This is a genomic window from Peribacillus sp. FSL K6-5616, from assembly GCF_038008245.1.
Lineage (GTDB): Bacteria > Bacillota > Bacilli > Bacillales > DSM-1321 > Peribacillus > Peribacillus frigoritolerans.
This window is the reverse complement of record NZ_JBBOYT010000001.1, coordinates 3,349,955-3,363,809: the sequence shown is the minus strand read 5'-3', so window position 1 is coordinate 3,363,809 and position 13,855 is coordinate 3,349,955. Positions and strand designations below refer to the sequence as shown.

Here is a 13,855-nt window from a genome sequence, read left to right as displayed (position 1 = left end):
TCTTTCACGGCCTAACATTAGGCCGTGTTTTTTAAAAAAAATACAAGATTGATCGAGGTGGGATAGTGATGGGTAAGTCGATAATAGAGAAAATATGGGATCGCCATATTGTAAATGAAGAGGAGAATAAACCGGATTTAATTTATATTGACCTTCAATATATTCATGAAGTGACCTCTCCGCAAGCATTTGAAGGATTGAGATTAAAAGGACGCAAAGTCAGGAGACCCGATCGTACTTTCGCGACAATGGATCATAATGTGCCAACCGTTAATCGCTATTTCATCGAGGATGATATTGCAAGGAAACAACTAGAGGCGCTTGAGCAAAACTGTAAGGAGTTCGGTATCCGCCTTGCTGATTTAGACAGTCCGGATCAAGGTATCGTTCACGTTATCGGGCCGGAATTAGGGCTTACACAGCCAGGGATGACGATTGTCTGCGGAGACAGTCATACTTCCACACATGGGGCGTTTGGCTCAATTGCGTTTGGAATCGGTACGAGTGAGGTCGAGCATGTTTTGGCCACACAAACCCTATGGCAAACAAAACCCAAAACATTGAAGCTTGAGGTTAATGGCAAGCTTGGTCATGGCGTGATGGCGAAAGATGTCATTTTATATGTGATTTCTAAATTCGGCGTCGATTTCGGTACGGGGCATATCATTGAGTATTGCGGGGAAGTTTTCCGGGATATGTCAATGGAAGAAAGAATGACGGTTTGCAATATGTCGATTGAAGGCGGGGCAAGAGCAGGGCTGGTAGCTCCTGATGAAACAACGTTCTCTTATTTGAAAGGTCGTAAATATTTGCCGAAAGGCGAAGAGTTCGAGCAATGTGTTCAGGACTGGAAGTCACTTTCCAGTGATGAGGATGCTGTTTATGACCAAGAAATCATTCTTGATGGCAGCCTGATTTCACCAATGGTCAGCTGGGGGACAAATCCTGGAATGGCTAGTGGCGTGGACGGAAAAGTACCTACCTTCGCAGAAGATATCATGGATCCTAAGGAACTGAACCGAGCCATTGAGTATATGGGCCTTGAGGAAGGGATGCCGATCACGGAAATTCCCGTACAACATGTATTCATAGGATCGTGTACCAATTCACGCATTGAGGACTTAAGGCAAGCCGCAGAAATGATTGATGGCCAAACTGTTCATAAAGGGGTTCGGGCGATGGTCGTTCCTGGTTCACAAAGCGTCAAAAGGCAAGCGGAAGATGAAGGGTTGGATGAGATTTTCAAATCTGCAGGCTTTGAATGGCGCGAATCGGGCTGCAGCATGTGCCTGAGCATGAACCCTGACGTGGTTCCGGCCGGCGAGCATTGTGCCTCCACAAGCAATCGGAACTTCGAAGGCAGGCAAGGAGCTGGAGCAAGAACACACCTGGTTAGTCCGGCTATGGCTGCCGCGGCCGCCATTCATGGGAAATTTGTCGATATTAGGAATTTGAATAGAACTGAACAAGTCCAATAAGAATACGAATTAACCGGAGGTGCAGAAAATGGAACCCATTACTATATATAAAGGAAGAGCGGCGGCACTTGACCGTAAAAACGTGGATACGGACCAAATCATTCCCAAGCAATTTTTAAAAAGGATTGAGCGAAGCGGATTTGGCGAATTTTTATTCTATAACTGGCGTTTTGATGAAACTGGGAAGAAACGTCCAGATTTTGAGTTGAATCAGCCCCATAATCAAAACACGTCCATATTAATAGCAGGTGAAAATTTTGGCTGCGGTTCATCCCGTGAGCATGCCCCTTGGTCTTTGAAAGACTATGGGTTCGATATCATCATCGCTCCGTCTTATGCTGATATCTTTAAAAGTAATTGCATGAAAAATGGCATGGTCCCCATCGCTTTGACCCAGACTGAAGTAAACTATTTAATGGAGAGAGTATCGGCACCTGATTATGAGTTGACGATCGACCTTCCCAATCAGACATTGAAAGATGGGCAAGGGTTTGAAACGAGCTTTGAAATTCATCCATATTGGAAGGAAATGCTCGTCAAAGGCTGGGATGAAATTTCGATAACGCTTCAATATGATAAAGAGATTTCTGCCTATGAATCTCAAAAAAAGGCAGTATCGAGTATTTAAAAGAAAAAAGTCATTTCCCGTTCTCCTTTCTTATTTGAAAGGAAGCGGGATTTTTTTATCGCAGAAAGAAGGTAAGTCGTGCATCCGTCCATATAAATTTTTGTGTTTCCAGCTATTACATGCTAAACTGTTTCTCAAAAAGCGAACGGTGAGGCGGAAAATAGGATGGATGATGAGAACAACCAAAAGAAGGCCGGAGAAACAAAGATTATCGCCTTTCCAAATCTCGGTGAGAGGCTGATAGTAAAAGGACTGGATGAGCTTGGTAACAGGAACTTTAAAGCGGCTGCACAGCTTTTTAGCCAAGCCAGGGAGTATGAGCCCGAAAATGATGAAGTTTGCATGGGACTTGTGGTCTCACTAGTTGAACTTGAGTATTACCAGGAGTCTAAAGAGTTGTGTATAGAGATGCTGAATAAAGGCATCGGCGACTATTTTCAACTGATCAATATTTATTTGATGGTACTGCTGCAATTAGGCGAGCACCAGGAAATGGTCACGACGATCGAACTGCTATTTGAAGAAAACCAAATCCCCTTTGATAAAGAGGAACATTTCGAAAAGATGCTTCAGTTCAGTAAAAGGGCCCTTGAGGATAAAAAAGAAGAGAAAGAAAGGCAAAATCAACAGCTTTCAGAGGAAATGCAGGAGGATGAACTTTTTGAAGGGAAAACGGATAATGAAATGCTAATGGTCATTTCAAAACTAACGAATATCAACATTCGACCATTTATCCCTCAAATCGAAGAATTTCTACAAAATGATGAGGGACATCCTTTCTTCAAAACGATGCTCCTTAACATCCTTATCGACCAGGAATATAACGAGGAAATGACGGTGAGGAAATTCAATCAATCGAAGTCGGTCATCCCAAGGGAATCGAAAAGTTTGAAGGAGACGGACTTCTATAAGAAGGTAACCGGACTGGCCGAAGAGGAAATCAGTCAGGATAATCCGAGCTTATATGAAATGGTCCATAGTTTGATTGAACGTCATTCTTTTTTATTGTTTCCTTTTGAACCAGGACCTGAAAGCTTGCCTGCATGGGCAGCTGCCTACCATGCCTTGGCGGAAGAGTACATGACCGGGGAAGTTTCCGTGAGGGACTTAGCGGACCTTTACCAGGCAGATGAGGAAAGCGTTGCGGATATTCTTTCCTATATAAAAGAAATTGAAGAAATTTCTTATCCTATTATTTAAGCTATTGCTGTTGTAACAGATTGATCCTGTGGTATAATGTAGTGGTTGTAATGTATAATTCGTCTAATTTTGACGATTTCCCCATTATTTTGGGGGTATATTTGAAGGATGACTTGTTAACACTTGCAAAGCATAATCATCCAATGCTTATTATTGAAGTATATAGATTTTTGGAGGGAAACACATGTCTGTAAAATGGGAAAAACAAGAAGGTAATCAAGGCGTATTAACAATTGAAGTTGACGCTGCAAAAGTAAACGAAGGTTTAGACGCAGCTTTCAAAAAAGTAGTGAAACAAGTAAATGTACCTGGCTTCCGTAAAGGTAAAATGCCACGTCAAATGTTCGAAAAAAAATTCGGCGTAGAATCTCTTTACCAAGATGCGCTTGATATCATTCTTCCAGATGCTTATGCAAATGCTGTCGAAGAAGCTGGAATTCAGCCTGTAGATCGTCCAGAAATCGACATCGAGAAAATGGAAAAAGGCGAAAACCTGATCTTCACTGCAACTGTAACAGTTAAGCCTGAAGTTAAATTGGGAGATTACAAAGGTGTTGAAGTTGAAAAATTCAATACTGAAGTAACTGACGAAGATGTTGAAAACGAATTGAAAACTTTACAAGAGCGTCAAGCTGAACTTGTCGTTAAAGAAGAAGGACAAGTTGCTGAAGGCGATACGGTTGTACTTGACTTTGAAGGATTCGTTGATGGTGAAGCATTCGAAGGCGGAGCTTCAGAAAACCATTCATTGGAAATCGGTTCAAACTCTTTCATTCCAGGATTCGAAGAGCAACTTGTCGGTCTTGAAACTGGCGCTGAAAAAGATATCGAAGTTACATTCCCTGAAGAATACCATGCTGCTGAACTTGCAGGTAAACCAGCAGTATTCAAAGTGAAAATTCACGAAATCAAAACAAAACAACTTCCTGAGTTGGATGATGAGTTCGCGAAAGATGTCGACGACGAAGTGGAAACTTTGGCTGAACTTAAAGAAAAAACAAAGCATAAATTAGAGCATGACAAAAAACATGAAGAAGAAAACTTCATTCAAAACACTGTAATTGGTAAAGCTGTTGAAGGTGCAGAAATCGACGTTCCTGAAGCAATGATTTCAAATGAAGTTGACCGCATGATGAATGAGTTCTCTCAACGCATCCAATCTCAAGGTCTTAATTTGGAACTTTACTACCAATTCTCAGGTCAAGACGAAGAAGCTTTAAAAGCGCAAATGAAAGAAGAAGCTGAAGGACAAGTTCGTACGAGCCTGACTCTTGAAGCAATCGCAGAAGTTGAAAAACTTGAAGCGACTGACGAAGATGTAGAAGCTGAACTTGCACAAATGGCTACTATGTACAATATGGAAGTTGACGCGATCAAACAAGCTCTTGGAAACTTAGAAGGAATCAAAGGCGATCTTAAAATTAAGAAAGCAATTGACTTCTTGGTAGAAAACAGCAAAACAGTTGACGCAAAATAATTTTTATAAATAAGTAGATTTAAATATTTCCTTTAAAAAAACAAGGCGCGAGTAATCGTGCCTTGTTTTATACATATTGAGAATTAGTGTAAATTTTAAATATCGGTTATTTCCTGATTGATTTTTTTTGGATTTCGGTGTAGATTAGTTCTAATACCGCATATACATATTTATACAGCAAATCCTGCTTTTAAAAATCCGAAGTTTTGGGCATGCTGGTAAAGGGCAAATACATATTGATTGATTATTGTACTTATTTAACAACTCGGACCGTGAGCATTTTTGTTACTAAACTTCCAAGAACATGATAAAATGCAAAACATACTAGGGATTTTGGAATGTTTAAGCAGATGTGTACCTAGTTTTTTTATTTACGATTAGGTACCGCTATGTAATAGAGTTGGAAGAGTATTTAAAGGGGTGAACGTACATGTTTAAATTTAATGATGAAAAAGGACAGTTAAAATGTTCTTTTTGCGGTAAAACACAAGAACAAGTCCGTAAACTGGTTGCTGGTCCAGGTGTCTATATTTGTGACGAGTGTATAGAACTTTGTACGGAGATCGTCGAAGAAGAGCTGGGAACTGATGAAGAAGTAGAATTCAGAGATGTTCCTAAACCTATGGAAATCCGTGAAATTCTTGACGAATATGTGATTGGACAAGAACAGGCAAAGAAATCTTTGGCTGTAGCTGTTTATAACCATTATAAACGTATCAATTCCAATAGCAAAGTCGACGATGTTGAGCTTTCTAAAAGTAACATCGCCCTAATCGGACCGACGGGAAGCGGGAAAACCCTTCTTGCGCAAACATTGGCACGTTTACTGAATGTTCCTTTTGCCATTGCTGATGCCACTTCCTTGACGGAAGCTGGATATGTTGGGGAAGATGTTGAAAACATTCTTCTCAAATTAATCCAAGCAGCTGATTATGATGTGGAAAAAGCGGAAAAAGGCATCATTTATATTGATGAAATCGATAAAGTTGCCCGTAAATCGGAAAATCCTTCTATTACACGTGACGTGTCTGGTGAAGGTGTGCAACAAGCTTTATTGAAAATTCTTGAAGGAACGGTTGCAAGCGTTCCGCCTCAAGGTGGACGTAAACATCCACATCAGGAATTCATCCAAATCGATACGACCAATATTTTGTTCATCTGCGGCGGTGCCTTTGATGGCATCGAACCGATCATCAAACGCCGTCTTGGTCAAAAAGTCATTGGCTTTGGCTCTGACGTGAAAAAGGATGATATTGCAGAAAAAGAATTGCTTTCCAAAGTCCTTCCTGAAGACTTGCTTCGTTTCGGATTAATTCCGGAATTCATCGGACGTCTTCCGGTAATTGCGACTCTTGAGCAATTGGATGAAGCGGCTTTGATTGAAATCCTTACACAGCCGAAAAATGCCCTTGTTAAACAATATCAAAAATTACTTGAGCTTGACGATGTTGAATTGGAATTCGAACAGGAAGCGCTAAGTGAAATTGCTAAAAAGGCAATTGAACGCAAAACTGGTGCACGTGGTCTGCGCTCCATCATCGAAGGCATCATTCTTGAAGTGATGTTTGATCTGCCTTCACGTGATGATGTTGCAAAATGTGTAATCACAGGCAGCACGATTTCGAAAAATGAATCTCCAAAGCTCGTCCTTAAAGACGGCACAACCATCAAAGGACAAGAAAAGAAAACATCTGCTTGATTTATAAGGAAAAGAAAGGCTGCCAGTTAATCCTGGCAGTCTTTTTGTTTATAGACCAAAGTTGATTGTAACGGAAGGTACGAGACTCCTGCGGGAATACGCGTACAGGGGAGACCCCGCAGGCGCAGAGCGCCGAGGGCGGACCGCCCGCGGAAGCGAGTGCCTGTAGTGGAAATCAACGTTAAAGCCTCAAAAAAGTAGGGTGAAACCAGTTAATTTCGAGTTGTTTACAGTCTGAGACTGCCAGTTCATCCTGGCAGTCTCTTTCTTTTCCTTTTTTTCAAATTGTTGTTGTACAGGATAAAAACGCCAATTTTTCAACACGAATTTCTTGGATAATTTCGCCCTTCCAAAGGAGATACTAACAGAAATGACAAACTAGGAGAGTGCAGGAGGGAATACGATGAATTGGACAGGATTGGCGTTGTTTATCCAGCTGTTTTTTGGGATTATTATTGGATTGTATTTTTTGAACTTATTGAAAGGCCAGCGGACACAAAAAGTTTCCATTGACCGTGATTCACGTAAGGAGATGGACCAATTACGGAAGATGAGATCGATTTCGTTAACAGAACCATTGGCAGAAAAAGTTAGACCAAGCACATTTAATGAAATCATCGGTCAAGAAGATGGGATTAAATCATTAAAAGCTGCTTTATGTGGGCCGAATCCCCAGCATGTGATAATTTACGGTCCTCCTGGGGTAGGGAAAACGGCAGCTGCCAGACTTGTTTTGGAAGAGGCGAAGAAAAATGGCAAGTCCCCTTTTAAGAATTCGGCCGTTTTTGTTGAATTGGACGCCACCACAGCTAGGTTCGATGAACGAGGGATTGCCGATCCGCTCATCGGTTCTGTGCACGATCCAATCTACCAAGGAGCCGGGGCAATGGGACAGGCAGGCATTCCGCAGCCAAAGCAGGGTGCAGTCAGCAATGCACATGGAGGCGTACTGTTCATAGATGAAATAGGGGAGCTCCATCCGATACAGATGAATAAACTGTTAAAGGTATTGGAGGATCGTAAGGTCTTTCTGGAAAGTGCCTATTATCAAGAGGAAAATCAAAATATTCCCACTCACATCCATGATATTTTTAAAAATGGACTGCCCGCTGACTTTCGGTTGATTGGAGCTACTACAAGAACACCAAATGAAATCGCGCCTGCGATACGTTCAAGATGCATAGAAGTGTTTTTCCGTGAACTGGACCGGGAAGAAATAATCGCCGTGGCCAAGAATGCCTCAGATAAAGTGGGGATCACCATCAGTGAAAAAGGCTTGCAATCGATTTCGGATTATGCCCGAAATGGCAGGGAAGCTGTCAACATGATTCAGACTCTTGCAGGAATATCAATTAATGAAAACAGGACTTTCATCAGGGAAGAAGATATAGATTGGATGGCCCATAGCAGCCAGCTGACCCAAAGAATGGACAGGAAAATAGAAGCGAATTCCAAAATAGGCCTTGTCAATGGTCTTGCAGTCTATGGTCCAAACAGCGGGGCATTGCTGGAAATTGAGGTTACGGTCATGGCTGCCTCTGATGAAAAAGGTTCGATAAACATTACCGGTATCGTTGAGGAGGAAAGTATCGGCGGCGGGAGTGGTAAATCGGTTCGACGCAAGAGCATGGCGAAAGGTTCGATTGAAAATGTCATTACGGTTTTACGTTCGATGGGAGTGCCTGCCGATCAATTCGATATCCATGTGAACTTTCCGGGCGGAAGTCCAGTGGATGGCCCTTCTGCAGGAATTGCAATGGCCACAGGCATATACTCGGCCATATATAAAATCCCTGTTGACCATACTATGGCGATGACTGGGGAAATAAGCATTCATGGCGGCGTTAAACCGATTGGCGGTGTCATTCCGAAAATCAAGGCGGCTAAACTTGCCGGTGCAAAAAAGGTAATCATCCCAGCCGAAAACATGCAGCCGCTTCTATCTGAAATCAAGGATATAGAAATCATTCCTGTTTCGAATGTGAAAGAAGTGCTGGATCAGGCACTGAAGAAAGAATTGATGTCGGAACAAATCCTCACAACCTTGGACCTATCAAAAAAAGAAAGTGTATAAAGGATATGCCCCGGCTAAAAATAGAACCGGGGCATTTTAAGGACCATATTGGCGTTCACGGCCGCCCTGCCGTAAAAAATAAACACGCATTCAGGCGTGCTTTTTTATCTAATGTTGGAGATAATAATAGCAGTCGAAACGTGTTAAGGTAAACGAATAGACACTTCTATATAAATAGGATAGAATTGTTAAAAGGTTGAGAACATGGGTAAATAGTTTACAACGACGATACTAAATAGATGGAGGTGTCAGGAAATGACTGATAAAGAAATCATCGTCCCCCTCCTGCCGCTTAGAGGACTGCTTGTATATCCAACGATGGTACTTCATTTAGATGTAGGCCGAGATAAATCGGTACAAGCCCTTGAGAAAGCAATGGTGGAAGACCATCTTATATTTTTGACGACACAACAAGATGTTTCGTTGGACGAACCAGGTGAAGAAGATTTATTTACAATGGGAACTTTAACAAAGGTAAAACAGATGTTGAAGCTTCCGAATGGTACAATCCGGGTGTTGGTGGAAGGGTTGAACCGCGCAGAAGTCATGGAATTTTACGATTATGAGACACATTATGGTGCCAAGATTAAAATATATGAAGACAGTGATGAAAAGGATGCTGAACATCAAGCATTAATGCGCACACTACTGGATTATTTTGAACAATACATAAAAATGTCCAAGAAAATAACCGGTGAAACGTTTTCGTCCACTTCGGATATTGAAGAGCCTGGGCGATTGGCGGATATAATCGCTTCCCATTTGCCTTTGAAATTGAAGGAGAAGCAAGAAGTGCTTGAGACCATTGATATGAAAGAGCGTCTTAGCCGTGTAATCGAGATCATCAATAACGAGAAAGAAGTTCTTTTTCTCGAGAAAAAGATCGGCCAGCGTGTTAAACGTTCGATGGAACGGACTCAAAAGGAATATTATTTACGAGAGCAAATGAAAGCGATCCAAAAGGAATTGGGCGATAAAGAAGGAAAAACAGGGGAAATTGAAGTCCTGAACGAAAAGATAGAAGAAGCGGATATGCCTGAGCATATCAAAGAAACGGCATTAAAGGAATTGGACCGTTATGAAAAAGTTCCTTCGAGCTCAGCCGAAAGTTCTGTCATCCGCAACTATATCGAATGGCTGATCTCTCTTCCTTGGACCAAAGCGACCAAAGATGACTTGAATATTCATAAAGCCGAAAAAATCCTGAACCGGGATCACCATGGTTTGGAAAAGGTGAAGGAGCGTGTGCTTGAGTATTTGGCCGTACAGCAATTGACCAAATCATTGAAGGGACCGATCCTTTGCTTGGTGGGACCGCCAGGAGTCGGGAAAACAAGCTTGGCTAAATCGATCGCTTCATCCCTGAATAGGAATTTCGTCCGTATATCTTTAGGTGGGGTGCGCGATGAATCAGAAATCCGCGGACATCGCCGGACATATGTAGGGGCAATGCCGGGACGGATCATTCAAGGAATGAAAAAAGCTGGTACGATCAATCCGGTCTTTTTACTGGACGAAGTGGATAAGATGTCCAATGACTTTAGGGGAGATCCATCTGCAGCGATGCTTGAGGTGCTCGATCCAGAGCAAAATCATAATTTCAGTGATCATTATATTGAAGAAACCTACGATCTTTCCAAAGTCATGTTCGTCGCAACGGCAAATAATTTGGGATCGATTCCTGGTCCGCTTCGTGATCGTATGGAAATCATTTCGATTGCAGGTTATACTGAGATAGAGAAACTTCATATAGCCAAGGATCACTTGCTGCCTAGACAGCTTGAAAACCATGGTTTATTGAAGACACAATTGCAAGTCCGTGAGGAAGCTCTTACAAAAATCATCCGTTACTATACTCGGGAAGCCGGTGTTCGGAGTCTTGATCGACAGCTTGCAGGCATCTGTCGGAAGACGGCAAAAATCATCGTGTCCGGAGATAAAAAGCGGGTCGTCATTGCTGAAAAGAATGTCGAGGAGTTTTTAGGGAAAACCATGTTCCATTATGGACAGGCGGAAGTCGAGAACCAAGTCGGTGTAGCTAATGGTTTAGCATACACGTCGGTAGGTGGCGATACGCTGCAAATCGAGGTTTCCTTATCACCAGGTAAAGGGAAGCTGATCCTGACAGGAAAGCTTGGCGATGTAATGAAAGAGTCAGCCCAGGCTGCTTTCAGTTTTGTCCGTTCAAAAACCGAGAAACTTCAGATTGATGAGAACTTCCATGAAAAATATGATATTCATATTCATGTCCCCGAAGGTGCGGTTCCAAAAGATGGCCCTTCTGCAGGCATCACGATTGCAACAGCGTTAATATCGGCCCTTACAAATAGGCCGATCAGAAAAGAGGTAGGCATGACAGGCGAAATTACATTACGCGGACGGGTTCTTCCGATCGGCGGGCTTAAAGAAAAATCTTTAGCGGCCCATCGCGCAGGACTTACGAAAATCATCATCCCGCAAAATAACGAAAAGGATATTGATGATATCCCGGAAAGTGTCCGTAAAGCATTAACATTTGTTCCAGTTTCACACGTCGATGAAGTCCTTGAGCATGCATTGGTAGGTGTGAACGAATGAAAGTAACAAGTTCAGATATTGTCATCAGTGCTGTGAAGCCTGAACAATATCCCAATACTCCAATACCGGAATTTGCCTTGGCAGGCCGTTCCAACGTTGGGAAGTCCAGTTTCATCAACAAAATGATCAATCGAAAAAACTTGGCGCGCACATCCTCTAAACCGGGTAAGACGCAGACCTTGAATTTTTATATCATAAATGAAGCACTCCATTTTGTGGATGTACCGGGTTATGGTTATGCAAAAGTATCCAAGACGGAGCGTGATGCTTGGGGGAAGATGATCGAAACGTACTTCACTTCCCGTGACCAGCTCCGCGCTGCGCTTCTGATCGTCGATTTGCGCCATCCGCCGACAAAGGATGATATCGCAATGTATGAATTCCTGAAGCATTATGACCTGCCCCGGATCGTCATTGCCACCAAAGCGGATAAAATTCCAAAAGGCAAATGGCAGAAACACTTGAAAATCACACGCCAAACGTTAAATATGGAAAAAGAAGATGAATTGCTTCTATTCTCTGGTGAAACAGGCGAAGGTAAGGAACAAGCATGGGGAGTCCTTAAGAAATATATGTAAATGAAAAGGGTATTCCGCATCTGGAATACCCTTTTTCATTATGGAATCGAAAATCTTCACTTTTTTCGAACCAAAAAATAAATGCCGATCGCCATCAACGCAAAGGGCCAAAACCTTTCGATGTTCGCGGTGGTTGTTTCAACAATCCCGAAAGACGTTGTGATTTTATCATAGAATAAGAATGTGATCGAGACGATGAATATGACCATTCCGTGAAACATTCCAGAATTTGTTTTACGTGCCCGGAGAATAAATCCCAGTGAGATGATTAAAATAAAGATACCTATATCATCCGGCCAAATCTCCAGGTTCTCGGCGATGTGGAAGTGAGCCCCGAACCCAAGTAAGATGACGCCCGGCAGGATGGACTCATATTCATTACCGCTATATGCCTGAATCAGGAAGGCGGCACCGACAATACATAATAAAGTGGGCCAGCTGAAAAAGCCCGGAAAGATTTCGATTTGGGAATGTTCAAGAAAAAAATAGAGCCCGAAACCAATTAAAACGATTCCTGGGAAAATACGATGCGTTTTCATTTTATCCTCCTATGCAATTCGATTACTTGAAGTTTTTTGCCATTTTTGATATGGTACTTTTGTACACAATGTCGAAATATGTATGTAACTTTACAAATCCCGCTTAGACACCTTTTGTAGCATTGAGGCGTTTTGGCTGTCTTTTCATGGTAGCATACGTTTTCATAAACTGTTCATATTATTTGCGTGAATCCATTTTAGTACATGGTATAATTAATTTACATGAAAAATTTTGGGGGTGCAAAACAAAAGGATGCATATTCTAGCGGTTGGTATAAATTACAAAACTGCCCCTGTAGAAATTCGGGAAAAACTATCGTTTAACGAAGCCGAACTTGCCGAGGCAATGAAAGCTCTTAAAAATAAAAAAAGCATCTTGGAAAATATTATTATTTCAACATGTAACAGGACGGAAATCTATGCGGTCGGGGACCAGCTTCATACAAGCAGGTATTATATCAAGGAATTTCTTTCGGAATGGTTTAACATCGATAAAGAAGAATTTTCTAAATATCTGTTCATTTATGAAGGCGATGGGGCTGTCGAGCATTTATTTTCAGTTACCTGCGGCTTGAATTCCATGATACTGGGAGAAACTCAGATTTTGGGACAAGTACGTTCAAGCTATTTGTTAGGGCAGAAGGAAGATACGATCGGTACCGTTTTTAACCATCTCTTCAAGCAAGCCCTTACATTAGCTAAAAAAGCTCATTCGGAAACCGAAATCAATACCAATGCCGTTTCCGTCAGCTATGCGGCAGTCGAGCTTGCAAAAAAAATCTTCGGAGGCCTGAACGGCAAGAATGTCTTGATTCTTGGGGCCGGTAAGATGGGTGAGCTGGCCATTCAAAATCTGCATAGCAATGGCGCCGACAGCATTACGGTCATTAACCGCACCTTTCAGAAAGCGGTCGACCTGGCTGAGAGATTCAATGGTACGGCCAAACAGCTGCAAGAGCTTCAATGCGCTTTAGTGGATACCGATATCCTGATTACTTCCACTGGTGCAAAAGATCTTCTTGTAACAAAAGAAATGATGTCATTCGTCAATAAGCTTCGTAAGGGCCGTCCTATTTTCATGGTCGATATCGCAGTGCCGCGTGACCTCGATCCAACATTGGCCGAGCTGGAAAATGTCTTCTTGTATGACATTGACGATCTGGAAGGGATCGTGCAAGCCAATATCGAAGAACGTAAAAAAGCTGCCGAGAAAATAGAAATGATGATCGAATCAGAAATCGTGGACTTCAACCAGTGGATTAATCTGCTTGGTGTGGTTCCCGTCATTTCCTCTTTACGGGAAAAATCCCTATCGATACAAAAGGAAACGATGGAAAGCATCGAAAGAAAGCTTCCGCATTTGAGCGAACGTGACAAAAAAGTCCTGAACAAGCATACGAAAAGCATCATCAACCAAATGCTGAAGGATCCGATACTTTATGCAAAAGAGCTGGCAGATGAGCCGAATGCAAAAGAGCAATTAAATAATTTCGTGAAAATCTTCCATTTAGAGGAATTGATTGAAGACCAGCTGGTTGCGGATGAAAAAGAACGGAACAGCTCCAAGTCATCCCTATTGAATCCAGTTCCTGTCCAGTAATGAGG

10 protein-coding genes are annotated in these 13,855 nt (G+C 42.1%); 9 read left to right on the top strand and 1 reads right to left on the bottom strand.

The window, feature by feature from the left end:
* The first annotated feature begins 68 nt into the window (after positions 1-68).
* The 8 genes from leuC (at position 69) to yihA (ending at position 11,711) form a co-directional block, all read left to right on the top strand.
* Positions 69-1,478: a 3-isopropylmalate dehydratase large subunit gene (gene leuC / locus MHB45_RS16080; protein WP_048688879.1), complete on the top strand. Its 1,410-nt coding sequence runs from the start codon at positions 69-71 to the stop codon at positions 1,476-1,478.
* 28 nt (positions 1,479-1,506) lie between these two features.
* Complete coding sequence (gene leuD, locus MHB45_RS16075) at positions 1,507-2,106, top strand: 3-isopropylmalate dehydratase small subunit (protein WP_034308930.1); 600 nt, start codon at positions 1,507-1,509, stop codon at positions 2,104-2,106.
* 165 nt (positions 2,107-2,271) lie between these two features.
* Positions 2,272-3,306, top strand: a complete 1,035-nt coding sequence (locus tag MHB45_RS16070) for a tetratricopeptide repeat protein (protein ID WP_253349734.1) — start codon at positions 2,272-2,274, stop codon at positions 3,304-3,306.
* A 184-nt stretch (positions 3,307-3,490) separates the two neighbouring features.
* Positions 3,491-4,783 (top strand): trigger factor, encoded by a 1,293-nt coding sequence (gene tig, locus MHB45_RS16065; protein ID WP_034308928.1) that lies wholly within the window; start codon positions 3,491-3,493, stop codon positions 4,781-4,783.
* 430 nt (positions 4,784-5,213) lie between these two features.
* The gene (clpX, locus tag MHB45_RS16060; RefSeq protein ID WP_034308926.1) at positions 5,214-6,482 is read left to right on the top strand and encodes an ATP-dependent protease ATP-binding subunit ClpX; all 1,269 of its coding nucleotides are present in this window, start codon (positions 5,214-5,216) and stop codon (positions 6,480-6,482) included.
* Positions 6,483-6,885: 403 nt separating this feature from the next.
* Entirely contained in the window at positions 6,886-8,556 is a 1,671-nt protein-coding gene (lonB, locus tag MHB45_RS16055) for an ATP-dependent protease LonB (protein ID WP_048688888.1), read from the top strand.
* A gap of 255 nt (positions 8,557-8,811) precedes the next feature.
* Positions 8,812-11,133, top strand: coding sequence for an endopeptidase La (gene lon / locus MHB45_RS16050; RefSeq protein WP_048688890.1), 2,322 nt, complete (start codon positions 8,812-8,814; stop codon positions 11,131-11,133).
* Positions 11,130-11,711: a ribosome biogenesis GTP-binding protein YihA/YsxC gene (gene yihA / locus MHB45_RS16045; protein WP_034308918.1), complete on the top strand. Its 582-nt coding sequence runs from the start codon at positions 11,130-11,132 to the stop codon at positions 11,709-11,711. Before lon ends, yihA begins: the two co-directional genes overlap by 4 nt.
* A 56-nt stretch (positions 11,712-11,767) precedes the next feature.
* On the opposite strand, the gene MHB45_RS16040 is transcribed toward yihA, so the two are convergent.
* Positions 11,768-12,250, bottom strand: a complete 483-nt coding sequence (locus MHB45_RS16040) for a LiaI-LiaF-like domain-containing protein (RefSeq protein ID WP_034308917.1) — start codon at positions 12,248-12,250, stop codon at positions 11,768-11,770.
* Between the two features lie 253 nt (positions 12,251-12,503).
* On the opposite strand from MHB45_RS16040, the gene hemA reads away from it, so the two are divergent.
* Complete coding sequence (hemA, locus tag MHB45_RS16035; RefSeq protein ID WP_034308915.1) at positions 12,504-13,850, top strand: glutamyl-tRNA reductase; 1,347 nt, start codon at positions 12,504-12,506, stop codon at positions 13,848-13,850.
* Positions 13,851-13,855: the final 5 nt, after the last annotated feature.